Origin of the sequence: Treponema sp. (assembly GCF_017430385.1) — a bacterium.
Lineage (GTDB): Bacteria > Spirochaetota > Spirochaetia > Treponematales > Treponemataceae > Treponema_D.
The window spans coordinates 1-25,583 of sequence record NZ_JAFRNB010000179.1; the positions used below are offsets into that span (position 1 = coordinate 1).

At 43.8% G+C, this 25,583-nt stretch carries 28 protein-coding genes; 20 read left to right on the plus strand and 8 right to left on the minus strand.

Annotated elements, in window-relative coordinates; translation table 11 throughout:
- The 3 genes from IJJ71_RS13910 to IJJ71_RS13920 form a co-directional block, all read right to left on the minus strand.
- A partial coding sequence (locus IJJ71_RS13910) for a hypothetical protein (RefSeq protein ID WP_296847887.1) occupies positions 1-413 on the minus strand: 413 nt, incomplete at its 3' end.
- A gap of 92 nt (positions 414-505) precedes the next feature.
- Positions 506-2,146 carry an ABC-F family ATP-binding cassette domain-containing protein gene (locus IJJ71_RS13915; protein WP_296847888.1) on the minus strand — a complete coding sequence of 547 codons (1,641 nt, stop codon included), beginning with the start codon at positions 2,144-2,146 and terminating at the stop codon, positions 506-508.
- Positions 2,147-2,250: 104 nt separating this feature from the next.
- The gene (locus IJJ71_RS13920) at positions 2,251-3,879 is read right to left on the minus strand and encodes a DEAD/DEAH box helicase (protein ID WP_296847889.1); all 1,629 of its coding nucleotides are present in this window, start codon (positions 3,877-3,879) and stop codon (positions 2,251-2,253) included.
- Positions 3,880-4,117: 238 nt separating this feature from the next.
- Here IJJ71_RS13920 and IJJ71_RS13925 point away from each other — a divergent pair, with 238 nt between their 5' ends.
- Complete coding sequence (locus tag IJJ71_RS13925; protein WP_296847890.1) at positions 4,118-5,251, plus strand: class I SAM-dependent methyltransferase; 1,134 nt, start codon at positions 4,118-4,120, stop codon at positions 5,249-5,251.
- A 114-nt stretch (positions 5,252-5,365) separates the two neighbouring features.
- On the opposite strand, the gene rpmE is transcribed toward IJJ71_RS13925, so the two are convergent.
- The 5 genes from rpmE to coaD all read right to left on the minus strand — a co-directional run bounded on the left by rpmE (position 5,366) and on the right by coaD (position 7,783).
- Positions 5,366-5,575, minus strand: a complete 210-nt coding sequence (gene rpmE, locus IJJ71_RS13930) for a 50S ribosomal protein L31 (protein ID WP_296847891.1) — start codon at positions 5,573-5,575, stop codon at positions 5,366-5,368.
- 158 nt (positions 5,576-5,733) lie between these two features.
- Positions 5,734-6,462, minus strand: a complete 729-nt coding sequence (rnc, locus tag IJJ71_RS13935) for a ribonuclease III (protein WP_296847893.1) — start codon at positions 6,460-6,462, stop codon at positions 5,734-5,736.
- A 200-nt stretch (positions 6,463-6,662) separates the two neighbouring features.
- A complete protein-coding gene (gene acpP / locus IJJ71_RS13940) occupies positions 6,663-6,899 on the minus strand; it encodes an acyl carrier protein (RefSeq protein ID WP_296325117.1) in 237 nt (78 codons plus the stop codon).
- Between the two features lie 78 nt (positions 6,900-6,977).
- Positions 6,978-7,166 carry a 50S ribosomal protein L32 gene (gene rpmF / locus IJJ71_RS13945; RefSeq protein ID WP_184657207.1) on the minus strand — a complete coding sequence of 63 codons (189 nt, stop codon included), beginning with the start codon at positions 7,164-7,166 and terminating at the stop codon, positions 6,978-6,980.
- A gap of 137 nt (positions 7,167-7,303) precedes the next feature.
- Positions 7,304-7,783 carry a pantetheine-phosphate adenylyltransferase gene (gene coaD / locus IJJ71_RS13950; protein WP_296847895.1) on the minus strand — a complete coding sequence of 160 codons (480 nt, stop codon included), beginning with the start codon at positions 7,781-7,783 and terminating at the stop codon, positions 7,304-7,306.
- Between the two features lie 146 nt (positions 7,784-7,929).
- Between coaD and IJJ71_RS13955 the strand changes: the two genes are divergently transcribed.
- The 19 genes from IJJ71_RS13955 to IJJ71_RS14045 form a co-directional block, all read left to right on the plus strand.
- Entirely contained in the window at positions 7,930-8,616 is a 687-nt protein-coding gene (locus tag IJJ71_RS13955) for a hypothetical protein (protein WP_296847896.1), read from the plus strand.
- Between the two features lie 135 nt (positions 8,617-8,751).
- Positions 8,752-9,456 (plus strand): HEAT repeat domain-containing protein, encoded by a 705-nt coding sequence (locus IJJ71_RS13960; protein WP_296847897.1) that lies wholly within the window; start codon positions 8,752-8,754, stop codon positions 9,454-9,456.
- 163 nt (positions 9,457-9,619) lie between these two features.
- Complete coding sequence (locus IJJ71_RS13965) at positions 9,620-10,210, plus strand: Maf family protein (protein ID WP_296847898.1); 591 nt, start codon at positions 9,620-9,622, stop codon at positions 10,208-10,210.
- A 148-nt stretch (positions 10,211-10,358) separates the two neighbouring features.
- A complete protein-coding gene (rpsB, locus tag IJJ71_RS13970) occupies positions 10,359-11,222 on the plus strand; it encodes a 30S ribosomal protein S2 (RefSeq protein WP_296847899.1) in 864 nt (287 codons plus the stop codon).
- A gap of 48 nt (positions 11,223-11,270) precedes the next feature.
- On the plus strand, positions 11,271-12,104 hold the full coding sequence (tsf, locus tag IJJ71_RS13975) for a translation elongation factor Ts (RefSeq protein WP_296847900.1): 834 nt from the start codon (positions 11,271-11,273) through the stop codon (positions 12,102-12,104).
- An 83-nt stretch (positions 12,105-12,187) separates the two neighbouring features.
- A complete protein-coding gene (gene frr, locus IJJ71_RS13980) occupies positions 12,188-12,730 on the plus strand; it encodes a ribosome recycling factor (RefSeq protein WP_486389629.1) in 543 nt (180 codons plus the stop codon).
- The gene (gene uppS, locus IJJ71_RS13985) at positions 12,731-13,450 is read left to right on the plus strand and encodes a polyprenyl diphosphate synthase (protein WP_296847901.1); all 720 of its coding nucleotides are present in this window, start codon (positions 12,731-12,733) and stop codon (positions 13,448-13,450) included. It begins immediately after the preceding gene.
- Positions 13,451-13,462: 12 nt separating this feature from the next.
- Entirely contained in the window at positions 13,463-14,296 is an 834-nt protein-coding gene (locus IJJ71_RS13990; RefSeq protein WP_296847902.1) for a phosphatidate cytidylyltransferase, read from the plus strand.
- Positions 14,297-15,415: a 1-deoxy-D-xylulose-5-phosphate reductoisomerase gene (gene dxr, locus IJJ71_RS13995; protein WP_296847903.1), complete on the plus strand. Its 1,119-nt coding sequence runs from the start codon at positions 14,297-14,299 to the stop codon at positions 15,413-15,415.
- A gap of 55 nt (positions 15,416-15,470) precedes the next feature.
- Positions 15,471-16,589, plus strand: coding sequence for a M50 family metallopeptidase (locus IJJ71_RS14000; RefSeq protein ID WP_296847904.1), 1,119 nt, complete (start codon positions 15,471-15,473; stop codon positions 16,587-16,589).
- Complete coding sequence (locus IJJ71_RS14005; protein ID WP_296847905.1) at positions 16,576-18,498, plus strand: WD40 repeat domain-containing protein; 1,923 nt, start codon at positions 16,576-16,578, stop codon at positions 18,496-18,498. Before IJJ71_RS14000 ends, IJJ71_RS14005 begins: the two co-directional genes overlap by 14 nt.
- A gap of 32 nt (positions 18,499-18,530) precedes the next feature.
- The gene (locus tag IJJ71_RS14010) at positions 18,531-19,982 is read left to right on the plus strand and encodes an ankyrin repeat domain-containing protein (RefSeq protein ID WP_296847906.1); all 1,452 of its coding nucleotides are present in this window, start codon (positions 18,531-18,533) and stop codon (positions 19,980-19,982) included.
- A 30-nt stretch (positions 19,983-20,012) separates the two neighbouring features.
- The gene (gene rsmD, locus IJJ71_RS14015) at positions 20,013-20,567 is read left to right on the plus strand and encodes a 16S rRNA (guanine(966)-N(2))-methyltransferase RsmD (RefSeq protein ID WP_296847907.1); all 555 of its coding nucleotides are present in this window, start codon (positions 20,013-20,015) and stop codon (positions 20,565-20,567) included.
- Positions 20,568-20,642: 75 nt separating this feature from the next.
- Positions 20,643-20,981 (plus strand): hypothetical protein, encoded by a 339-nt coding sequence (locus IJJ71_RS14020; protein ID WP_296847908.1) that lies wholly within the window; start codon positions 20,643-20,645, stop codon positions 20,979-20,981.
- Between the two features lie 67 nt (positions 20,982-21,048).
- On the plus strand, positions 21,049-22,152 hold the full coding sequence (locus IJJ71_RS14025; protein ID WP_486389630.1) for a tetratricopeptide repeat protein: 1,104 nt from the start codon (positions 21,049-21,051) through the stop codon (positions 22,150-22,152).
- Entirely contained in the window at positions 22,152-23,204 is a 1,053-nt protein-coding gene (gene rlmN, locus IJJ71_RS14030; RefSeq protein WP_296847910.1) for a dual-specificity RNA methyltransferase RlmN, read from the plus strand. Before IJJ71_RS14025 ends, rlmN begins: the two co-directional genes overlap by 1 nt.
- Before the next feature lie 71 nt (positions 23,205-23,275).
- Complete coding sequence (locus IJJ71_RS14035) at positions 23,276-23,485, plus strand: cation transporter (protein WP_296847911.1); 210 nt, start codon at positions 23,276-23,278, stop codon at positions 23,483-23,485.
- A gap of 4 nt (positions 23,486-23,489) precedes the next feature.
- Positions 23,490-24,473, plus strand: coding sequence for a D-2-hydroxyacid dehydrogenase (locus tag IJJ71_RS14040; RefSeq protein WP_296847912.1), 984 nt, complete (start codon positions 23,490-23,492; stop codon positions 24,471-24,473).
- A 15-nt stretch (positions 24,474-24,488) separates the two neighbouring features.
- Positions 24,489-25,583, plus strand: a 1,095-nt coding sequence (locus IJJ71_RS14045) for a 3-isopropylmalate dehydratase large subunit (RefSeq protein ID WP_296847913.1), incomplete at its 3' end; no start/stop codon positions are given.

Here is a 25,583-nt window from a genome sequence, read left to right on the forward strand (position 1 = left end):
ATTTCATCATCAATGTTTTTGCCGAGCATTATTGCCTGAACGTTATCTTGCTCCGCACCGACAAAAATCATCTGAAGCTCAATCCACTGCTCTTTTCCCTCTGAAAAAAGATACGGAAATTGAAGTGTTATCGCCGAATAATTATCAACTACCCTTTCAAGAATCTTTTGTCTGTTGAACGATGCCGTAAAAAGATTTGAATAATCCTTATTGATAATTGATTCTTTTATGGTAAGAATAAAGGAGTCAAAATCTCCTGTATAAGCTATTGAATCTTTTAAAACTGTGTTGCTATATGAAATTATCTGATAAAAATTGTTGGATAAATTACAGAAAACCATGAGAGGATGAATATTATTCACCGCTTTTGAGAGAAGTCTGTCATAATTTTCCATTTTGTCAAAAAAAGCCATACAAATATTATATAACCGGTTTTGAAAAATATAAAGAAAAAAATCCCCACATGGATATGCGAAGTATAATCCTGATGTGGGGAAAAACAATCCTAGAACTTAATCTTTCGGTCGCTTCCTTCGTAATATTGCTTGCGGAGTGCTTTGATTGAGTCGTCCGCCATGTAATCATCGAACGGCATCATTCGGTCAATAACGCCTTTCGGTGTAATCTCAACGATTCGGTTAGCGATTGTCTGGATGAACTCGTGGTCGTGGCTTGTGAACAAGATTACGCCCGGGAACTGAACGAGAGCCTGGTTCAAGCTTTCGATTGCCTCAAGGTCGAGGTGGTTCGTAGGGTCGTCAAGAATCAAGACATTTGCATTCTGGAGCATCATCTTTGAGAGCATACAGCGGACTTTCTCACCGCCGGACAAAACCTTTACCTTTTTGAGTGACTCATCGCCGCTGAAAAGCATTCGTCCAAGGAAGCCGCGAACGTAGGCATCATCCTGCTCTTTTGAGAACTGTTTGAGCCATTCCGTGATGTTCATGTCGTTGTCGAAGTATTTGTTGTTATCTCGTGCAAGATAAACCTGGCTTGTAGTCTGTCCCCAGAAGAATTCTCCGCTCTCAGCCTTTTCATCACCTGAAATGATGTCGAAAAGTGATGAGATTGTGTTGTGCTCTACGCCAACGAAAGCGATTTTGTCAGTGCGGTTGACCTTGAAGTCAAAATCTTTGAGAAGCTGAAGCCCATCTTCATCCTTTGAGTTGAGTTTTCGACATTCAAGGACATTGTTTCCGATTTCACGCTCGGTTTTGAACTGAACGAACGGGAATTTTCGGCTTGTAACTGGCAAATCTTCGAGTTCGAGCTTTTCCAAAACCTTCTTTCGGCTTGTTGCCTGTCGAGATTTTGCGGCATTTGAAGCGAATCGCTGGATGAATTCTTTGAGGTCTTTTGCCTTTTCTTCATTCTTTTTCTTCTGGTCTCGTGCCTGTTTCTGCAAAATCTGGCTCATCTGATACCAGAAGTCGTAGTTTCCGGCGAACTGAGTGATTTTTCCAAAGTCGATATCACAAGTTACTGTACAGACTGTGTTGAGGAAGTGTCGGTCGTGGCTTACGACGATAACTGTGTTCTCAAATTCGAGAAGAAAGTCCTCAAGCCAGTTGATTGATTCCAAATCAAGACCGTTCGTAGGTTCGTCGAGAAGAAGGATGTCCGGGTTTCCGAACAAGGCGCGGGCCAGCAAAACGCGGACTTTCTGGCTTTCGTCAAGCTCGCTCATCATCTTGTCATGGAATTTCTCTTCAAGGCCAAGGCCTGAAAGCATCTGCTCAATCTGGTTTTCTGCCTCGTAGCCGCCCAGCTCTCCGAATTCCGCCTCAAGCTCGGCCGATTTGATGCCGTCTTCCTCTGTAAAATCAGCTTTTGAGTAGATTTCGTCGCGGGCCTTTGAAACCTCATAAAGCTTTGGATACCCCTGCATTACGGTGTCCTTGACTGAAAATTCATCGAAAGCGAAGTGGTCCTGACTCAGAACAGCCATTCGCTCGCCAGGGGTCATGAAAATCTCACCTGTGTCGTGATCCTGCTCGCCGGAGAGAATCTTAAGGAAGGTTGATTTTCCGGCACCGTTAGCACCGATAATTCCGTAACAGTTTCCTGCCGTGAATTTGATATTTACGTCTTTGAAAAGCGGTTTTTCGCTGAAATGAAGTGATACGTCACTGACTGTAATCATGTTTTTCTCCTGATATGTTTTAAGTTCTCACAGAGCTTTTGAGTACACAGAGAGTTTTTTCAGTGTATTTCTCCGTGTGCTCTGTGCTCTTTGTGAGGAATTTTTTATTTTCCTCGTCCAATCAAGCTCTTGAGCCTTGCAATCAAGCCGAGCTTCTTTGGTGCTTTCTCTGTTTTGCGTGCAGCGGAAGGATTCTTTCGGCTCGTTCCCCTGCCCTTGCCAGATTTTGCTTTTGAACCGGCTGTTTTTGCAGCATTCTTGTAAACTGAACTTGAAGATTTTGCGTACTTTTCCTTGAAGTATTTGATACGTTCGTCGCTTGACATTCCGGAAAGCTTTGCGATTTCCTCATCGCTCGCACGACGGACTGTGTTCTTGGATTTATCGCCCCTAAACGATTTGATTTCATCGTCGGAATAAGATTTTCTGCCTTCTTTGCGGGATTTTCGTCCTCCAGACTTTTTCCCTCTATTCTGTGCACCATCTGTGTCCATCTGTGTCCATCTGTGGTTTCTTTTTCCGTCGCGCTCTTCGGAGTCAAGGCGGATGTAAACGTCTTTTGATTTGTCTTCTTCAAAATCTTCTGCGATAGCAACCCTGCTTGGAATCTGCTTTTCGATGTAACGCTCAATTGGGGCCAAAGAGTAAACATCACGCTCCGAGCAGAATGTATAGGCCTTTCCGCTCTTTCCTGCCCTGGCCGTTCGCCCGATTCGGTGCACGTAATTTTCGGCTTCGTTCGGAAGGTCATAGTTAACGACCATCGCAAGGTCGTTGACATCGATTCCTCGGGCTGCTACATCAGTTGCGACAAGACAAGTCACCTTTCCGGCTTTGAAATTGTCCATAATCTTAAGGCGCTTTGACTGAGGCAAATCACCGATGATGTACTCGTTTTTGATACCGTTAATCTGGAGCCGTTTTGAGACGATTTCGCACATCTTCTTTGTGTCGCAGAAAATAATCACGCTTTCTGGATTTTCTTTTTTGAAGATTCCGAGAAGGAGCTTCATTTTGTCGTCGCTTGAGACGTGAATGAGTTCCTGGTCAATCTCATCGACAGTGATGTTCTGCGCTTCAATTGTGATTTCTTTTGCTTCGCGAGTGTATTCCCATGCAAGGTTTTTGACGTAAGAATTGAGGGTTGCCGAAAAGAGCATTGTCTGCCGAGCCTTTTTGTCGCCCTCGGTTTTTGGAAGGAAGTGAATCAGTTTTCGCAAATCCGGGTAAAATCCCATGTCGAACATGCGGTCAGCTTCGTCAATCGCAAGGTAGCCGACATTCGACAAATCCATCTGCTTGCCTTCGGTCAAATCGATTACGCGTCCCGGAGTGCCGATGATGATGTCAACGCCTTTTTTGAGGTCCGCTACCTGTTTTTCGTAGCCCACTCCGCCATAGAATGAAGCGAATTTGAGACCAGTGTGCTTTCCGAGTTTTGCGGCCTCTTCCTCAACCTGAACGGCAAGTTCTCTGGTCGGAACAAGAATGAGAGCATTTTTCTTTGCCTCACCTTCAGTTCCTGTTGATTCTCTGCGTGCCAGAATTTCCTGCATGATTGTTACGAGGAAGGCCGCTGTTTTGCCTGTTCCTGTCTGTGACTGAACATAAAGGTCCGAGCCGTCCAAAGAAGCCTTCAAAACCTGCTCCTGGACCGGAGTGCAAGTGACATAGCCCGCATCGCTAAGTCCTTGCTGGATTTTTTCGTTTAGATTTAATTCCGTGTAATTCATTAGATTCCTGAAAAAAAAGATAATAGATATTTATTTGATTATACCGTTTTTTTTTAGAAGTGTATACCGTATATTTTTGGGTGTGATTTTGGGCGCATCCCTCGCTTCGCTCGGGTCGTGAGCACTCTCGTTTTCGTGCTCATTTGGCTTTTCGCCCTTCGCTTCCGCTCATTGCTTCACTTTGTTCCGCAACTGACGGGGCTACAATCCCTTGCGCAAATCTGCTATACTCAAAGATATGAACCAGAACACAACCGAACAGAACGAATATCAGGCGAAGATTTTTGCCAACCGACTTTCCAAAAAATACAAGCAGCTTAGAAAATGGGCGCGTCGTGAGCGAGTCACCTGCTACCGACTTTACGACCGTGATATCCCGGAAGTTCCTCTCGCGGTGGATTTGTATGAGGCCCTGCCCGAAGGAATGGATTCAAAAATCGATGCGGCCCTTCTTTTGCAGCAGGAAGATGCCCGAATCTCCGCAAATGACCTTACCGCAAGCAAAGAAAAAGCCGAACGTTCGTTTGTTCATCTTTACTTGTATGAGAGACCGTATGAAAAATCAGACAGTGATGAGCAGATTTGGCTCGACTGCATGACAAAAGCCGTCGCTTCCGTGCTTGAAATTCCGGAAAATCGCGTGATTCAAAAACTCCGCAAAAAACAGAAAGGTGAAAATCAGTACGAGAAGATTGATTCCAAACAAACTACCGAATGTTATGTTCAGGAATGCGGCCAGCTTTTCAAAGTTAACCTTAGCGACTACCTTGACACAGGTCTGTTCTTCGATCACCGTCCGTTGCGTTCAATCGTGCGCTCGGAGTGTGCCGGAAAAAGCGTCCTGAATCTTTTCTGCTATACCGGCTCTTTTTCGGTCTATGCCGCCGAAGGAAAAGCCCGCCGTGTTGAGAGCGTTGATTTGAGCAACACTTATCTCGAATGGGCACGCTTTAACTTTGCCCTCAATGACTTTGACCCCGACGACGACCGTTATTTTTTCACTCGTGGAGATGTGACAGGCTTCCTAAACCAGAAACTTGCCGAAGTTCCGAATGCCGAAGGAAGCAATCGTTATGACATCATCGTGCTCGATCCGCCTACTTTTTCGAATTCCAAGGCTACCCGAAATACGCTCGACATCAACCGTGACTGGAGCGAGCTTGTCAAAAAATGTGTGAACCTTTTGAACGGTGGCGGAGTCCTCTACTTTTCTACTAACTCTCACCGCCTCAAATTTGATGCGGAACTTGTACCGAAAACAACAGATTCTGGAAAGGCTGTGGCAGTTTTCGATATGACAGAAAAATCCCTGCCCGAAGATTTCAAGGGGACAAAAGCCCACCGACTCTGGAAAATAAAAATCGGAGAGTAAAAAAATAATCACAGGTTCAAATAATAGGAAATAAAAATTTGAATCTGTGTAATCTGTGGTTTAAAACAAAAAAACTCCCCTTTTGGGGAGCTTTCGTATCGATTGAAAATCGACTTATTTGTCAGTTTTGATACCGAAGCGTTTGTTGAATCGGTCGATTCGTCCTGCGGTGTCAACAAGCTTCTGCTTACCTGTGTAGAATGGGTGGCAAGCAGAACAGATTTCAACATGGATGTCAGAAACTGTAGAGCGAGTCTCGATTACATTACCGCACTGACAAGTGATTTTTGTCAATTTGTACTCTGGGTGAATTCCCTTTTTCATAAAAATAACTCCTTATATCTTGCCCGACATTAAAGCAACCCCAGTCACCACTAGCTTGAAGCCAAAAAAACGGCCACTTCTATCATTCCATCACTGTTAGGAAGCAAGTTAATATCACAAGAAGATTTATAGATTATAGCAAAATCTCGGCAGGTAGGTCAATCCCCGAAAAGTTCAAGCCATGCTTTTTTTGCCACATTCTGCTCGGCTTCCTTCTTGCTCTTGCCGCTCTCTGGTCCGTAGCTCGCGTTCTTGAGGTGAACCGTTACCCAGAAAGTTCTTTCATGGTCGGGACCAGTTTCCTTCACAAGCTCGTATGTCGGGCAGCTCTTGTATTTCTTCTGGTGCGCTTCCTGAAGCATTGTCTTGAAGTCCTTCGCGCCTTTGTTTGAGAGGAAAGTTTCGATCGCAGGAATCATAAATGAAAGAACGAGTTTTTCGGCAGCCTTGTAACCCGCGTCAAGGTAATATGCCCCGATTACGGCCTCAACCGCATCCGCAAGGATTGCTCTCTTCTGTCTTCCACCGCTCATTTCCTCGCCTTTTCCAAGAATCAGCATCTTGTCTATGCCGATTTGGAGTGCGATTGGTGCAAGGCTCATTTCGCTTACAACGCTGCTCTTGATTTTTGCAAGGTCGCCTTCGGGATTGTCCATGAAATGCTCGTAAAGATATGCTGCCGTAGCCATTCCGAGCACGCTGTCGCCCAGAAATTCAAGCCTCTCGTTGTTGTGGTGCCTGCTGGTTTTTCCGTCGCTTGCTACAGAACGGTGCGTGAAAGCCAGTTCAAGCAGGTTGAGATTCGAGAATTTTATAGAAATTCCTTTTGCAAAATTGTTAAGTTCCTTGATTCTCTGTGGAGAAAGATTTTTTTTCGAAAGAAGCATAGTCTGATTTTATTTTTTTTTATGGGGCAAATCAACTGCCTGCGAGCTTTCCGCCCTTCCGCTTTTCGCTTCATTCTTCCGCTCCCTTTCGGTCGCTCCAGAACGCCTTCGGCGGGGCTTCAATCTCGTGCCGGATTTTCTTTAAAATAAAAAAAACACAGGCTGTAAAAAACCTGTGCTCAATTTTGTTTCGGCTTTATTTATGCCTGTGCTGATTTGATGAAATCGTAAGCGTCTTTTACTGTCTCGAATTCATTTGCTTTCTCGTCAGGAATAGAAACGCCAAGTTCCTCTTCGATAGCATAAACAAGCTCGTAAGTGTCGAGGCTGTCTGCTCCGAGGTCGCCACGGAAAGAAGCTTCCATTGTGACTTTGCTTTCATCGATTTCAAGTTTTTCAGCGATGAGCTTCTGGATTTTTACGAACAATTCGTCCATGATTTTCTCCTTCTTACGATGTCCAGAGGGACATAGTATTTGGCATTATGTCCCTCTGGACATAATGCTTTAGTTTTGTTAACCGTTTACTTCAGGTGTGATTACCTGGCGGCCACGGTAGAAACCACATTTTGGACAAACATGGTGCGGCATAACAAGGTTGCCACAGTTGCCACAAGCAACAAGCTGTGGAGCTTCGAGATGCATGTTTACACCGCGTCGTCTGCGTGTGCGAGCTTTTGATGTTTTCGCTCTTGGTACTGCCATATTATAAACCTCACTATATAATTTTATGAATAACGGGATTTATACTACAACAGTTTATACCCGAATGTCAATTATTATTACACACAAAGTTTTGATTGTCAACATTTTTTTATGACGAAAATCGAAAAAATGTCAATTTAAGCCTTATATTTCGATTTTATTGCGTCCTCAACGATTTTTGGCACCATTCCTGATATGTCTCCGCCGAACTGTGCAAGCTCCTTGATTGAGCTTGAGCGCACGATTACATATTTTGCCTCGGTCGGGAGAAAAAGCGTTTCGATTTTTGAGTCGAGGTTGTGGTTCATCAGCGAGAGGTCGAATTCATAGGAAAAATCATTTGAGTTTCGGATTCCTCTTAATAGAATGTTCGCGTTGTTTTTCTCGGCATACTCGACTATGAGCCTGTCCCACAGGTGGACTGTCACATTAGGATATTTTTTTGTAAGTTCCTTCAGCATCGCTAGCCTCTCCTCCGGCGAGAAAAGGTATGCCTTGTTCGGATTATATGCGACCACCACATCAAGCTTGTCGAAAAGCCTGCTGCCTCGTTCTATAACATTTAAGTGGCCGTTTGTCGGCGGGTCGAAGGTTCCTGGGAAAACTGCTGAGGTCATATTGAAATTACTTTAACATGTTTGACGGATTCTCACAAGTGATGTATTATCTAAGAATGAAAATTTCCAGAATTGCCAATAAATCTATATTTCTCACCTTTAGTTCTGTTTTTTTAGGTGTTCTGATTTCCTGTGGAAGTACAAATGTGCAGCCCCAGGTACAGGAAGAGCCGCCAAAGCCAGAGGTTGAGGAACCGGCTCCAGTTGTTGAAGAGCCGGAGCCAGTTGTCGAGGAGCCAGCCCCGGTCGTTGAAGAACCCGCTCCTGTCGTCGAAGAGCCTGCACCGGTAGTGGCCGAGCCGGAGCCTGTCGTTGAGGAGCCTGCTCCCGTAATCGCCGAGCCAGAGCCTGTTATTGAGGAGCCTGCTGCTGATGACGAGTACGAGCGTTCTGTTGGTGCGGTCTCTGTTGACCGCAATACATTCGCTGGTGATAAGGAAGAAGTCCTTCGCATAATCTCGGAACTTGCTGAGATTATGGCTGATTCTGCAAGCAACAAGAGCTATAACGCATGGCTCGGATATGTTGAGCAGAGCTCAAAGGATTACTGGAAGCTCCGTAAAAACCTGCAGGCAGCTCAGAAAAAGCTTCCTGTAAAAGGAATCAGACTTCAGTCTCTTCAGGATTACTTCAAGCATGTGTTCTGTCCGGCGCGCCGTGGCAGGGAAGTAACGGAAATCCGCTATATTTCTGACACTTATATCAAGGCTGTCCAGGTTCATAAGACGGAGGGTGCTGATGCGCGTGAAGCTCCGGTCACTGTCTACTATTATTTCAATAAAATCAACGGTCATTGGATGATTCATCTTCCAACGAATGAGGAACTTAACTAAGCTTTTTCGGAAATTATAGAATTTTGTTTCAATTTATCTTAATTTCTGTTAAAATCTTTGTTGATTTTTAAGACTTAATATTTTATAATTAAAACAAGGGTGTTGATTCACTCTATTTAGGAGGATTCGTCTAAAATGAAATCTTTGAAGAAAGTTGCTTGCACGGCATGTGCGCTCTTTATGGCGTTTTCTGTAGCTGCTCAAGAAAAGTCTGCAGAACAGGAGTATTTGAGCACTGTTGAGGATGTCGTAATTACGGAGCTTGCAAATTCCGATGAGCGTGACAATAAATTGGTTGCTTTGCAGTATCTTGAGAATGCGGTTGAGGAAGGCCGTGTTTCTCCGGATATGCTGGTCGCACTTGATCGTCTTGCTGGCGAGGGCGTAAACACACAGTCTCGTCAGAGTGGTCGTCTTATGAACAATTATCCGGATATCCGGGCTAAGGCTTGTGATCTTCTCGGAAAGGTTCCTTCTGAGGAGTCAAAGACAACCCTTAAAAAGATTGCTCTTGAGGATAATGAGCCGATGGTAATCACTGCGGCTGTCCGCTCCCTCGGTGAGATTGGAATGAATAACAATGATGATGTTATTACCACAATCGCCTGGGCAAACAAAAAAAATGCAGTCCTTAACCCGACAAGCTCACTTGCTCTTGAGGTTCTCATCGCTTATGAGAAAATTGCTGACAAAGTTCAGGACAAGAGTGCAATGATTCAGTCTGTCGGTCAGATTGCTACTAACTATCATTATGTAAAGCCTGTTCGAGAGCGAGCACTTGAGCTTCTGAAAAAACTTCAGTCTGGCAACACAGGAAGCAGCAAAAAGGACGCTAAATAATCCTGTTTCCTTGACTTACAAAGCGGAATCTTAGTGGTTCCGCTTTTTTTATCTTTATATAAATAAAAAAAAGTGTTTTTAAATCTGTTTATCTTCTCTTGTGATTTTTTTTAATATCGCTTAAAATAACATTAATAAATAAAAAGTGTAATGGAGATTTCCTATGAAACCTATTATTTTGGCATCTTCCTCTCCCCGAAGACAGGAGATATTAAAGCTTCTCAATATTCCGTATCTGGTTAAAGTCCCTGATTTTGATGAGGAATATCCGTCTGACATTTCTCCAGAGCAGGTTCCTGAATATTTGGCCAGCCGTAAGGTTGATGCTGTCGCTCGCACTTATCCTGCAGGGCATGAGATTCCGTGGATTTTGGGGGCTGACACGATGGTGCTCCTTGACGGAAAACTTTACGGAAAGCCTGCTGATAACGAAGAGGCCGAAAAGTTCATGCAGGATTTTCAGGGAAAAACTCATCAGGTGATTACGGGGCTTGCCCTTTTCAATGGCGATTTGCTTTATGCCTCAAGCCGCACTTCGATCACAAATGTTACTTTTGCCCCGATGTCAAAAGAAGAAATTGAATGGTATGTCGAAACTGGTGACTGGCATGGTGTTGCCGGTGGCTACCGAATTCAGGGCTTGGCTTCTTGTTTTATCAAAAAAATTGAGGGAACGAATTCCGGCGTGGTTGGCTTGCCTATTTTTGAGCTTTATGATATGTTAAAAGAACAGGGCTATTCTATTTTGGAATAGTTTTGTCGGGCTTTGTGTAAGGCTGTTGGCCGGAGCAGAGTTACGTAATTATCCGGTCCGCTTTATGCGGACACGAGAACAAGAGACGGTGGAATTCTTTCTATCAATAAAGGTAAAAGAGTCAGAATTCCGGTGAAGGAGAAACTCAATGGCAGTAGTAACCATGAAGAGTTTGCTTGAATCTGGTGTACACTTCGGTCATCAGGTTAAACGTTGGGATCCACGCATGAAGAAGTACATCTTCGCAGAGCGCAATGGTATCCATATCATCGACTTGCAGAAGACAATCGCTTCTATCAAAGACAGCTATGAGGCTGTTCGCAAGATTGTTGCTTCTGGAAAATCAGTTCTTTTCGTTGGAACTAAAAAACAGGCACAGCAGGCTATCGCTAAAGAAGCAGAGCGATGTGGCATGTACTATGTAAACAACCGCTGGCTTGGTGGTATGCTAACAAACTTCTCTACAATTAAAAAATCACTTCAGAGACTCAAGAAAATCGAGAAAATGGAAGTTGACGGTACTTTCGACAATCTTACAAAGAAAGAAGTCGCTAATCTCCAGAAAGAAAAGGCAAAGCTTGAGAAGAACCTCGGCGGTATCAAAGATATGAAAGAACTCCCAGGAGTTATCTTCATCATTGATACACACAAAGAGCAGATTGCAGTTGCAGAAGCTCGCCGCATGGGAATCCCAGTCGTTGCTGTTGTTGATACAAACTGTAACCCAGAGGGAATCGCATATCCAATCCCAGGTAACGATGACGCTATCCGCGCTATCAGCCTCTTCACTTCTATCATCGCTAACGCAGTTGTAGAAGCTAACAACGAAGAGGGCCTCAAAATCATCGAAACTCTCGGTGACGAGGACGATGTTGTTACAGACGCATCTACAAAGAAAGATGACGAAGAAATCGTTGACTACTCTAACTACACTCCTACAGAAGAAGATACAAAAAAGGATGATGTTGAAGACGACGATGACGACGAAATCGACGAGTCAAAAATCAAATAAATCAATTCCCGCGTAAACTGCGCGGGCTAACAATAACTGGAGTTAAAAATGGCAATTACAGCTGCTGATGTAAAAGCTTTGCGCGACAAGACTGGCGCAGGTATGATGGAGTGCAAAAAAGCACTCACAGAAGCTAACGGAGACGCTGCAGAAGCAGAGAAAATCCTCAAAGAGAAAGGATTGGCTGCAGTAGCAAAACGTGCTGAGCGCGCTACTTCTGAAGGCCGCATTTTCATCCGTCAGAACGGAGACAAAATCGTTGTCGCTGAAGTTACTTGTGAGACAGACTTCGTTGCAAAAAATACTGATTTCGTAGCTCTCGGTGAGAAAATCCTTGATGTTGCAATTGCAAAAGGCTACACAAAAATCGAAAAAGAGCTTGAGGACTTGGTTCTTGAGCTTGCTACAAAAATCCGCGAGAACATGTCTATCCGTAAGCTCGAGGTTATTGATGTTCCGGCAGGTTCTGCTGCTGCAATATACGTTCACTCAGACTTCAAGACTGGTGCTGTCGTAGTTGTTGACGGTTCTGATGCAGAAATTGTAAAAGTATTCGCTAAAGACTGCTGTTTGCATTTGGCTGCTTTCACACCAGCTTACACAACAAAAGACGAAGTTCCACAGAGCTACATCGACGAGCAGAAGGAAATCTTCCAGGCTCAGATGGCTCAGGACGAGAAAATGGCTTCTAAGCCAGAGAATGTTAAGGCCGGAATCTTGCAGGGCAAAATCAACAAGCACCTTGCTGAAATCTGCTTCGTAGACCAGGCTTTCGTAAAAGACGACAAAGTTACCGTTGCAAAGAAACTTGAAGAAGTTTCAAAAGAAGTTGGAGCTAAACTTTCATTCAAAAAGGTCGCTCTTTTCGTTCTCGGCAAATAATTTTGCTTAAAACTGGCGGTCAGATTCTTCTGGCCGCTTTTTGTATTTTTTTTTAATTGTTGCTTTAAATAACGGAGGAAATTATGGCATTTGATGCAAAGTCTAAAATGGAAAAGACTCTTGAAGGTCTCAAAAATGAAATGAACACAATCCGAACTGGTCGCGCATCAGCTTCGCTTTTTGATAAGGTTCGTGTAGATTATTACGGAAGCAAATCACCACTCAATCAGGTGGCTCAGGTTTCTATCCCAGAGGCTCGAACAGTCGTCATTTCTCCGTTTGACAAATCTTTGATTACGGAAATCGAAAAGGCAATTCTTGTTGCTGACTTGGGATTGAACCCTTCAAACGACGGCAAGGTTATCCGTATCGCTATCCCTGCCCTCACTGCTGACCGCCGAAAGGAGCTTTGTAAGCAGGCAAAATCTGTAGGTGAAAACTACAAGACTACTATCCGAAACATTCGTCGTGACGGAAACGACGACCTCAAAAAACAGCAGAAAGCAGGTGAGATTACTGAGGATCAGCTCAAAAAAGAGACTGACGACCTCCAGAAACTCACTGACAAATATATCGCTGACATTCAGGCTGTCTGCGATGCCAAAGAAAAGGAAATCATGGCATAAATGACTGCCGAAGAAATTATTGCCCGCGGAGTGCCTGAACATGTTGCTGTCATCATGGACGGGAACGGCCGCTGGGCCAAAAAACGAGGATTACCTAGAACTGCTGGTCACAAGGAAGGTCTTGTTACAGCTAAAAAAATTGTGGCTGCAGCATCTCGCCTCGGAATTAAGTACCTTACTTTTTATACTTTCTCTACTGAAAACTGGAAGCGCGCTCAGGAAGAAGTCGGCTATCTTATGAGTCTTATAACAAGCCGGCTTCGCGCGGAATTTGATTTTTACAAGGAAAATGGAATTCGCATTGCTCATATTGGTAATATTGACGGACTGCCGGAAGATGTAAGGCAGGAAATCAAGAGCGCAATAAAAGACACCGAGCATTTCACTGGCACGACATGTGTTCTTGCCATTAATTACGGAAGCCGCGACGAAATTGTGCGTGCCGTAAGAAAATTAGTAAAAGACGGCGTTCCTGCCGAATCTATAAATGAGGACACCATCACAAAATCTCTTGATATTCCTGCCCTTCCCCCTGTTGATTTGATGATTCGCAGCGGTGGAGAGGAAAGATTGAGCAATTTCCTTTTGTGGCAGTGTGCCTATGCCGAGTTTGTCTTTACAGACACGCTATGGCCTGATTATAATGAAGAAGAATTCTTTGAGGATATAGTCAAATATCAGCAGAGAAACAGACGGTTCGGAGCTGTTCCGAACCAATAATGGTGGTTATTAATGAATAAAGTTTTGCAGAGGCTTTTGGTCTTTTTTATTGGTCTGCCTTTAATTATTTGTCTCGTTTATTTCAATCAATTTAATCATATAGCCTTTCATGTTCTGGCATTTGCAGCATCTTTGTTGGCGGCAAATGAGCTTTATCATCTTCTTTCGGTAAAATTTTCGCTTCAGTGCCGTCCGCTGGTTCTTGTTGCCACGGTAATTCCTGTCTTTGTTTGTGCATTATCTGCTGTTTTGGAGAGGCCTTTTGGATTTATTGATTACTCTTTTGTTTTTTCAATTCTTCTCTGCATGGCTTTTGAAGTTCTCTCGGCTTCTACTTTCGAAAATTCTGTATCACATTTGTTTACATCCAGTTTCATAATCTTGTATTCTGGTTATTTTGTAACATTTATTACCCGAATAACCACTCATGCTCATTCAAGGGAGTTCCTTGCGTTCTTTTTCCTTATGGTTTGTATGTGTGATTCTGTTGCCTGGTTTTTTGGAGTTCTCTTCGGAAAAAATAACAAAGGCGTCATCAAGGCCAGCCCGAACAAATCTGTCGCAGGCTTTATCGGTGGATTTGCTGGTACAATGCTTACAGGAACAATCGCTCATTTGCTTTTCCCGCAGGTTTTCACAGGCTCTCTTGCAAAAATTCTGGTTTTGAGTTTTTTCATCGCTTTCGTGGCAATTATCGGAGACTTGGTGGAGTCCGTGCTAAAACGCTCTGTCGGTATCAAGGATTCTGGAAGCTTGATTCCTGGCCGTGGCGGAGTTTTGGATTCAATCGACAGCATTTTGTTCGTCGCACCAGTCTATTATTTTGGAGTTTGTTTCTTATTCTAAATGAAAAAAGTTCTAGTTTTAGGATGCACCGGTTCTATCGGAACAAGTTCGCTTGATATTTTACGGAATCAAAAAGACCGTTTTGTGTGCTGTGGAATCACCGCCAATTCAAAAAAAGACGAACTTGAAAAACTTTCACGCGAATTCAACTGTCCTTCATCACTTACTAAAATTGAAGGAATCGACGGAATAAAAAATCTTATCGAAAAAACAAAGCCTGACATCGTTGTGAACGGAATTGCTGGTAGCGCGGGATTGAGACCCAGCATGGCAGTTCTTGAGGCTGGCGTTGATCTTGCACTTGCAAACAAGGAAACTGTCGTAATGTCAGGCCCTTTGATGTTTGAGGCAGCCAGAAAAAGCGGCTCACGGATTCTTCCTGTTGACTCAGAACATTCTGCGATTTTCACGCTCGTAAATCAGTGCGGAAAAGAAAACATCGATAAAATCGTGATTACTGCAAGCGGTGGCCCTTTCCGCACTTTCCCGCGCGAAAAACTTGCCAATGTAACTGTTTCTGATGCCATGAAGCACCCGACATGGGATATGGGCGTTAAAATCACTATTGATTCAGCTACTTTGGGAAACAAAGGTCTTGAGGTAATCGAGGCTGTCCGTCTTTTTGATGTCAGCGCAAAGCAGGTTCAGGTTGTTGTTCATCCGCAGAGCGTAATTCATTCGCTTGTCCGCACAAAAGACGGAATCGTTTACGGACAATTTTCTGAGCCGGACATGAAGCACCCGATATTGCAGGCACTGGACTGGCCGGAAATTTTGCCGTCGTTCATGAAACCTTTTGATTTGACTGACACGGCTGACGGAAAACGCACCCTCACTTTTGAGAAGCCTCGCATGGATGACTTCCCTATGCTCGCCCTTGCATTTGAATGTGCAGAAAAAGGCGGCTCTTATCCGATTGTTTTCAATGCGGCGAACGAGATTGCGGTTCAGGCATTCATTGACGGCAAAATCGGCTTCCTTGAAATCGGTGAGCTTGTCGGAAAAGTCTTGCATGGAGCGGACTGGTCGCACAATCCGCGGGATTTGGAAGATGTGTTCGAGGCGGATAGGCGGTCACGCGAAATATCAATAAAATTCCTCACGGAGCACACAGAGTAAATCTATTTTTTTTCTCCGTGTTCTCCAAAGTTCTGTGAGAAATTTATAACTTATTATGACTATTATAATTGGAATTATTCTTCTTGGTGTTCTCGTTTTTATTCATGAGCTTGGGCATTTTTTAGCTTCCAGGGCTTCTGGGGTGGCTGTTGAGGCTTTTTCAATCGGTATGGGGCCTGTGCTTCTTCATAAAAAATGGCGTGGGACAGATTGGCGTATTTCGCTCTTCCCTTTTGGCGGTTATTGCGCGATGAAGGGCGAGAAAGATTTTGAGGAAAGTTTCAATGCAAATACAGTCCTTGAAAAAGATTCTTTTTATGGCGTAAAGGCGATTTTCCGGGCTTTTATCGGCTTCGCGGGGCCTTTCGCCAATTTTCTTTTCTCAGTTTTCGCATTTTTTGTGATTGGTCTTACAGGCTATACATATTTTTCTGCGACAAACCAAATACGGCTTGCTACGGAGGCTTATCCTGAACTTCATTCTGCTGCGGCAGATGCAGGACTCTTGAGCGGCGATAAAATCATCAGGATAAACGATAAAGAAATTTCAGATTTTGCTGCTTTGTACGAGGAAGTTGCCACCCACCCCGATGAGGATATTCTTGTTCTTGTTGACCGAAACGGAGAGAAGATTGAATACACCGTTCACACTGATTTGAACAAATCTACCGGTGAGGGAAAAATCGGTGTTATGAGCGATCCTGCTTCAGTCGAAAAAAAAGAAGCTCAAAGATATTCGTTTTTTCCTGCAATTGCTCATGGCTTTTCCGAGACTTTCCGGCTGATTTACCTTTCTTTTAAAGGTATCGCGACGCTCTTTAAGGGAGTTAATGTGAGCGAAAGCGTGGCAGGGCCGGCAAGAATCACGAGCATGATGGGAGAGACTGCAAAATCAGGCTTTTTGTCAGGTTTCCGTAACGGAATTGTCTCCGTCTTAAATTTTATGGCTCTTATCAGCGTATCGCTTTTTATCATGAACCTGCTGCCCATCCCTGTTTTGGACGGATTCTTGGTTTTTACTTCAATTATTGAGGCATTTTTCGGCGTGCGTGTTTCCCCAAAACTGCGAAATATTGTACAATATGTTGGAATCGCCATGATTGCCATGCTCTTTGTGCTTGCGATGACAGGCGATTTCCATTACTTTTTGGAGTTAATAAATGCTAAAAAATAAATTTGCTTTTCTTTTTACACTTTCAGTTTTCAGTTTTCCGCTTTCCGTTTTCTCTCAGTCACACATCTCCACGCAGTCACATTCTGGAGCGGTTTCTAATGTCGCATATCTTGAGGACAGTGACGGCTCGGTTTTCAGTGGAGGAAAAGACGGATTCCTCATTAAATGGACAGAGGACGGCATGGGCGAGCATTATCAGATTTCTGAGCTGCCAATTAAGATGATTGCCCGAAGTCCTAACGGCAACGAGATTGCGGTCTATGAGAGTGACGGTGCTTCGCTTAACAGGGTTTCTGTATGGAACTGGAAAAATTTTACCAGAAAATACGCTTTCCGATTTACAGATTCCCTCACAAGTCTTTCATATTCAGCAAAAGGCAATTTCATCATCTGCGGTACGGCGAGTGTCAGCGGTGCTTTCTTCTTGAATTCTTCAAACGGCTCAATAGTCCGAAACAAAATCAAGGGAAACACTGGTGTCGTCAATTTTATTCAGACTTCTGATTCTGAAAAGTCGGTGGTCATGTATTCTCCTAAGGGCAGCCTCACCTACTACAATCTGCAGAACGGAGAGCAAAAGGCAAAATTCAATACCGAATATGATTTGAGCCAGTTCTGCATGTTCAACAACGGAGTTTTTGGTGCGGGCGTCCGAGAAGGAAAGGTTTTCGTCGTTCAGGCGGTCACTGGAAGTACGCTCGGATCATTCAACGCTGCTAGCCCTGTTCTTATCGGCTCTAACAAAAGCAAAGATTTGTACTATATCACAAACGAGAGCAGACAGTTCAAGGTTTACAAGATTGCGAATGACAGGAACAAGGCTGTAATCGCACCGGAGCTTCAACGAACTTTCTCAGGCCTTAAGACCGGAGAGCAGATTGTTTGCGCAGCTTTGGCAGGCGAGGAAATCTATGCGGGAACCAATATCGGAAACATCTACAAATTCGATTATGCCCAGGCTGAGCGAGTTGATGTTCAGATGGCCCTGACCGACAAAATGTATGATAAAATCTATGATGTTGCCGCTGTCGGCGAGGATTTTTACTTCCTTACGCCTTCGTCAATCTTCAAGTCTTCTTATGATTCTTCGAACATCGACAAAAAGGCATCAAACTCAGGTTATACGAACATAATTCCTTATGGAGACAATATAATTCTCTGGTCAAAGGATTCAAAAAAAGCTGTTGTCCTTCTGGAACTTTCGACTGGCAAACTTACTCAGCTTTTTGCACCGGGCGGAACGATTCAGACCCTAAAACTTTACGGTGATTCTCTTATTGATGTCGAGTCAAATTCACAAGTCAACCTTTTTGACATTAAGAACCTTAAAAAACGAGAGCTTTACAAAGGTACGAGCATTCAGGATGCGATTTTGTTCACTGAAAATGATTTGTATGTCGCTAAGGCAAGCGCATCTTCTCCGAATGTCCCTCTCCTTTATGTCAATGTGAGCACTCAGGAGACGGTTCCTCTCAAAATGAACGGAAATGTCGCCTATTCCCTCACTTATGACCATGAAAAGAATCCTTCTGAATTCTATGGAATCACGATTTATACAAATTCCCAGACCAAAAAACTTACCACATCGATTTTCGCATACAAGCCTCAGACAAAATCATCACGAAATCTTCTTTCAATTCAGGATGAGGACAGCGAGGCTTTCGCAAATCTTTCGGGCAACACACTCTTCACCAACATCGGAAAGTCTCAGGTACGCTCATACAATCTTTCATCTCGTAAAGATTTCCTGTACAAAAGAACCGCTTCCATGCCGATAAAGACAGTGAAGAACCAGAGTAAAATGGTAGTGCTGAACCGTGACGGCTCAATCAGCTGGTACAATCCTACCCTCAACACTCCTCTTGCCGACTGGTATCTTACAACTGATGGAAACTGGTTTGAATTTTAGTAAACTTGCATTATAATGTTAATGGAATTCTAATGAGGAAATTAGCCCTCTTCTTCGCATTTTTATTTTCTCTAGGCGCATTGTCGGCTTTTCCGTGGGTTGATGATGCGTTTCGCCTTGTCACTACAGGCAGCGCAAGGGAAATTCAGAGGGCTGTAGAAACTGACTATTCGTTTTCCACTTTTACTCAGACTGATGAAGCGGAAAACCTTCTTATGGCGGCCCTCAAAAATTCCAGGGATAATTCGGTTATTGACATCCTTCTGAAGCAGGCAAAAATTTCTCCTGATTCAAAGACAAAGAGCGGCGTAACGGCATTCATGTATGCCTGTCAGTATGAGGACGACATGGATGCGATAAAAAATGTGCTTAACACAGGCGCAAAAACCGATGCCGACAAAGCCCGGAGAATCCTTGCAAAAGACAAAAACGGAAATACATGTTTTGATTACGCAAGAAGGAACGAGCTTATCCCGGAGGAAGTTCTTTCAGTCGTAGGATTGTATGCCGAAGAGCCTGAAAAACAGCCTCTTTTTTCAGAGGAAACAGTTCCTGATTATCCGCCTGAAGCTGAGGAGCCTGAGGCTGAGGAAAAACCTGAAGAGACTGAAATCCCGGAAGAGCCTGAGCCTGAAAATCCTTCTGCTGAGGAAGAACCGGCTCCAGTTCCAGAGGAAGTTGCGGAGCCTGCCTTAGAGGAAAATATTGTTCCTCCGCTTCCGGAAGTCAATTCACTTGTTGATTTGGCCGGGGTTGCGGTTCCGCCTGTAATGACTTCGAGCATACATCTTTATGACTATGCGGCTGATAAGGCGGCTCTTGTGGCGATTCCAGCGGCTCTTATAGCGGCCGAGGAAGCTGCTAGGAATTTCATACCGAATGCAAACAACCGCTCTTCAAACGGGCGCACCAAGCTGATGATTGCCGCCAAAAAAGGTGACATCCAGAAAATCGAGGATTTGCTTTATTCCGGAGCGCAGATTGATGCGAGGGATGATGACGGCTGGACTGCCCTGATGTATGCGGCCCGCTTCCAGAAAGATGCTGACGTCACAAAACTGCTTCTTTATAAAGGAGCTGACCGAACCATAAAAAACAAATATGGGCTTACGGCACTGCTTCTGGCATCGGCTTATTCAGAAAGTCAGGGAGTCGTTTCGGCACTTCTTGATACATACAAGCCGGATTCTTATGAGGCTCGCGAGGCTTTTTCTTACGGTGTCTCGAATTATAATGAGCCAAAGGTTTTGCAGGCATTCGTTGACAAAAAAGTACCTCTGAATGTGCCTTTTGATGGCAAAACACCACTCATGATTGCATGTCAGACTAATAAAAACACGAAGATTATAGGCTGGCTTCTGGATAACGGAGCCTCAAAAAATCAGGTTGAGGCATCGACAGGAAAGACAGCTTTTGATTACGCAAGGGAGAACCGGAAGCTTCCACATGATGTGACCTACTGGTCATTGAATCCGAATTCATAGATATAAAATAATATAGAAAAAGGAATAGATATGCGAATTACCGGCGGAAAACTAAAAGGACGAGTTATAAAATGCCCGGACGGAATAATCAGGCCTGCAATGGACAGAATGCGCGAGTCAGTTTTTGCCATTCTGGGCGATCTGGAAGGAAAATCCTGGCTAGATTTGTTCTCTGGCAGCGGAACGATTGCTATTGAGGCTGTATCAAGAGGCTCAAACTCCGTACAGCTTTGTGAGAAAGATAAAATCAAAATCAAGCAGGTTCTTGAGAATGTAAGCATAACCGAAAAAGAGCTTGGCGTTAAAATCGGGTGCCATTTTATGGCGGTTGAGCTTTTCCTGAAAAGATGCAAGGACACATTCGATTATATCTTTCTTGACCCGCCCTTCCCTTACAAGTACAGACTTGATCTGCTCAAAATCATTGAGAAGAGACGGCTTGTGAATGAGGGCGGATTTGTGATGATTCATTTCCCGGAAGAAGACATGCTTCCTGATGAAATCGGCGCACTTGTGCTAAAGGACAAGAGAATTTACGGCCGTTCAATCGTGCATTTTTATTCTCTTAGAGAATCTTTAAAATAGTATAAAATTTACCTTGACATTTGATGAAAATGTGTTAAGATTAATTATATGTAAAATGGTTTTCAGGTTAAAAAGTTGGATGAAATTAAATTAAAAAGTACTTTATCTGCTCATAGCATTCCTGACGGATTTATCAAAGTTACTGATAAACCTATTCAGGGACTCACCTCGGAACAAAAAGCGGTTCTTAACCGCAAGGGAAATGTGCTCTTTAATGAAGGCAAGTACGATGCTGCGTGTCGAATTTTTGTCACAACAGGTTATTCTGATGGCTTGGCTCGCATCGGCGACCTTTACATGAAACAGAACAAAGGGCTTACTGCACTGAAATATTATCTTCTTGCTAATAACAGGGCTAAGTCTGAGGCTGTTTACGAAAAAATAGCGAGTATTATTTCGGTAATAATAAAATAATTTAAAAAAAGTGAGGTAGTTTATGAGTGATGATTTGTTCAGGGAATTTGACATTCCACAGGCTGTAATGGAATATGTTCCTGGAGAAAATGTTCCGAATGAAATTTCCGACCTGTCGAAACAAGGATATCTGCTTATAAAAGAAAATCGGATTGATGAGGCCAAAGAGGCTTTTAAAAAAATCCTTGCAATTGAAGAAAACAATAACTACGCCCTCGTCGGTCTTGGGGATGCGGAGCGCAAGCAGGGGCATTTCAGGGAAGCTGATGCTTACTACTCAAAATGCCTTGATTATCATCCTGGCAACAATTATGCACTTTTCGGCCTTGCTGACTGCTATAAGGCTATGAATCAGTATCACAGAGCCATTGCAATCTGGGAGCAGTATCTCCTTCATGATAACCGAAATATCACCGTCCTTACACGAGTTGCCGATGCTTACAGAAAAATCCGCGACTTCAAAAAATCTAAGGACTTGTATCTCTCCGTTCTTGATATGGAAGAAAATAATTCTTACGCGCTCATTGGTCTTGGTCATCTTCATTATGATTTCAAGGAATACCGTGACGCGCTTTACTATTGGACGAAAATGCTCGAAAAGAATGAGGCTCTTGTTGATATCCGAGTCCTTACTTCAATCGGTAACTGCCATCGCAAGCTCAAGTCTTTTGAGAAAGGCGTCGTATATTTTGAGCGTGCATTGCAGCGGGAGCCGAACAATTTCTATGCTCTTTTCGGCCTTGCAGACTGCTACCGTGGCATGAACCAGCAATTCCGCTCTATCGAATACTGGAATAAAATCCTTGATATGGATCCGGACAACAAAGTTATCCTCACACGAGCCGGAGACGCATACCGCAACACAGGTGACTATAAGACAGCTGCAGAATATTACAACAAGGCTTTGGACATCGAATTTGATGTTTATGCGGCATTGGGGCTTGCTCTTATCTGCAAGGGGGAAGGACGCTATGAGGAGGCCGCCGAGAGACTTCAGGGGCTTATCAAGGGCGATCCTAGAAACTTCCGTTTTTATATTGATTTGTCAGATTGTTATGTTAAGCTTAACCAGAAGGCTAAGGCAATAGAAGTATTGAAAGGCGTTTCTCGCTACGGAATCCGCTCTCCTGCCATTGCTGACATGCTCTCAAGACTTGAGCGGGATGCATAATGAGCGATAAAATTCCTTTAGCCGGGCTTACTGCTCAGGAGATTTGCGAGGCTCTGTCACTTAAGCAGGCTTTCCGTGGCAAGCAAATTTTTCAGTGGATTGGAAAAGGCGTTGAGTCTTTTGATGAGATGACGAATCTCAGCGTTGATTTGCGCAATGAGCTTAAAGAAAAGGCTGTTCTCCGCTCTGCTTCTGTTTCAGAATTTCTCAAAGACAGTGACGGCACTATAAAACTCCAGATTACTCTTTCAGACGGGCTTGCCGTTGAGACCGTTCTTCTTACTGACCGCGAAGATCGTAAGACTGCATGTGTCTCATGTCAGGTCGGCTGTGCAATGAACTGTGCTTTCTGCCAGACCGGGCATTTGGGATTGGCCCGAAGCCTTACGGCCGGCGAAATTGTCGAGCAGTTTTTGTATCTCGAAAAACATGCCGGAAAACTAGACAATATTGTGTTTATGGGCATGGGTGAGCCTATGATGAACCTTGAGAATGTTCGCAAGGCCATTGCCATCCTTACGGACAAGGAAGGCCGTGCCCTTTCTGGCAGACGAATTACTCTTTCTACATCGGGTGTAATCAAGGGAATCTACGATTTGGCTGATAACGGTCCTGCAATCAGGCTTGCTGTATCGCTTACGACGGCTGATCCTGCTCTCCGTGAAAAACTTATGCCGATTTGCCGCACTAACCCGCTCCCGGAACTCCGAAATGCCATTGATTATTTCGCCAAAAAGACTGGCAAGAGGGTTACTTTGGAGGCTGCCCTTCTTCATGCGACAAACACAAGCATTGAGAGCGCGACGAACATGATTAACTTCGCGCGGGGGCTTGATGTCCATGTCAATCTCATTCCGTGGAATCCAGTTGAGGGGCTGGAATTTTCTGAGCCGAGCGCAAAAGAGTGCAAGAATTTTGTCTATCATTTGGAAAAGGCCGGGCTTAATGTCACTTTGAGGACTCGCCGGGGTCGTGAGATAGGCGGAGCCTGTGGTCAGCTTGGAAAAACTCTCGTTGAAACCCAGGGAAATGGAAAGAGACTTGCAGAATAATAATATTTTTGTTGAATTTTTCATACATACCGTTTATAATGACTTTATCAATGAGCATGGAGTGTCCGTAGATGCAGAAAAAAATTTATGTTGACGGTATGTTTGATCCAGATGTCGCCGCAAAAGTAGATGCAGCTGTAAAAGCTGTTGCGGGGGTAACTGGATGCACTGCAAATCCTGATAAATCTCAGGTTCTTGTAGATTTTGATGAGGGTGTTGGCGGTATCGAAGATGCCATTAATGCTGCAATCTCTTCTACAGGAATCGCGGTTTTAGGGTAAACAAATGAAAATAACGGTTCTTGATGGGCATGGACTTAATCCTGGAGATGTGTCTTGGGATGGTATCAAAGCTTTCGCAGAACAATTTACAGTTTATGACCGTTCTCCTCAAGAACTTGTTGTTGAGCGAATTGGAGACAGCGAAATAATTCTTTTGAATAAAGTTCATATTACAAAAGAAATTGTTGAACGCTGTCCGAATCTTCGTTATATCGGTGTTTTGGCGACAGGCTTCAATGTCATTGACACGGTTGCTTGTCGTGAACGCGGCATCATTGTCACTAATATTCCTTCTTACAGCACAAATGCTGTAGCTCAGCATGTCTTTTCTTTCATTCTTCATTTTACAAATCAAGTAGCTTCACACTCAGTTTCAGTTCATAATGGTGGTTGGATTTCAAATCCTGATTTCTGCTACTGGCTTTCTCCGCTCACAGAATTAAACGGCAAAACTCTTGGAATTTATGGTTTCGGTCATATTGGTCAGAAGGTGGCTGAGATTGCACATTCTTTCGGAATGAAGATTATTGTTCACGCACATTCTGCAGAGTCTTTTGAAAAGGCAAAAAAGAACCTTCCTTTTGATTCATCTGATATAAAAATGGTTTCGGTCGAGGAACTTTTTAAGGAGTCAGATTTTCTTTCTCTTCACGCTCCCCTCACCCCAGAAACACAGAGTCTTGTAAATTCAAAAACATTGTCTCTTATGAAAAAATCCGCATATCTTATAAACACTGCCCGTGGCGGAATGATTTGCGAAAAAGAACTTAGACAGGCTTTGGATTCTGGAACAATCGCTGGCTACGCTACGGATGTTCTTCTTGAAGAGCCAATGAATGAGACTTGCCCGCTTTATAAAGCCCCAAACTGCGTAATTACACCGCATCTGGCATGGGCACCAAAAGAAACAAGGCTTCGTTTGCTTGACATCGAAATAGAGAACATTAAAGCATTCTTGGCAGGAAAGCCAATTAATGTAGTAAATTAAATAGAGGTATTAAAAATGGGTAAGACGATTGCTCAAAAAATCTTTGAGTCACATCTTGTGGATACTCCGTTCGACGGAACTTATGTCCTTAAACTTGACCGTGTTTTCTGTCACGAAATCACGACTCCTGTCGCTATCAATGACTTGGTTGAGCGCGGTAAGGACAGAGTTTTTGACCCGACTAAAATCAAGGCCGTAATCGACCATGTAACTCCTTCAAAAGACAGCAAAACTGCAACACAGTCAAAAATCTTGCGTGACTGGGCTCGCCGAAACAATATCAAAGACTTTTTTGACATTGGTGCAAATGGCGTTTGCCATGCAATTTTCCCGGAAAAAGGTTTTGTCCGCCCGGGCTACACTGTAATCATGGGTGACAGCCACACTTGTACTCATGGTGCATTCGGTGCTTTTGCCGCTGGTGTCGGAACTACTGACCTTGAGGTTGGAATTCTTAAGGGTGTATGCTCATTCCGCGAGCCAAAATCAATCAAATTCGTATTGAACGGCAAATTGAAAGAAGGCGTTTACGCAAAAGACGTTATCCTTCACCTTATCGGAAAAATCGGCGTTAACGGTGCTACAAACTGCGTAATCGAGTTCACAGGCCCGGTTGTTGACAACATGGATATGGAAGAGCGAATGACTCTCTGTAACATGGCAATCGAGGCAGGCGGTACAAGCGGAATCTGTTTCCCGGATGCAAAAACTGTCGATTATCTCTGGGAATTCATCAAAGATGAATACAAGTCAAAGGAAGATGCAATCGCAGACTACGCAAAATGGCGTGACGATGACGATGCTGTTTACGAAAAAGTAATCACAGAAGATTTGTCAAATCTGGAGCCAGTTTGCACTATCAACTATAAGCCTGATCAGATTAAGAAAATCTCTGAGATGAAAGGCACAAAGGTTGATCAGGTTTACATTGGTTCATGCACTAACGGCCGAATCTCTGACCTTCGCATCGCCGCAAAAGTCCTCAAGGGACACAAACTTGCAGACGGTGTTCGCGGTATCGTTTCGCCTGCCACTCCAAAAATCTACAAGATGGCTGTGGATGAAGGAATCATCGACATCTTCCTTGATGCAGGATTCTGCGTAACCAAC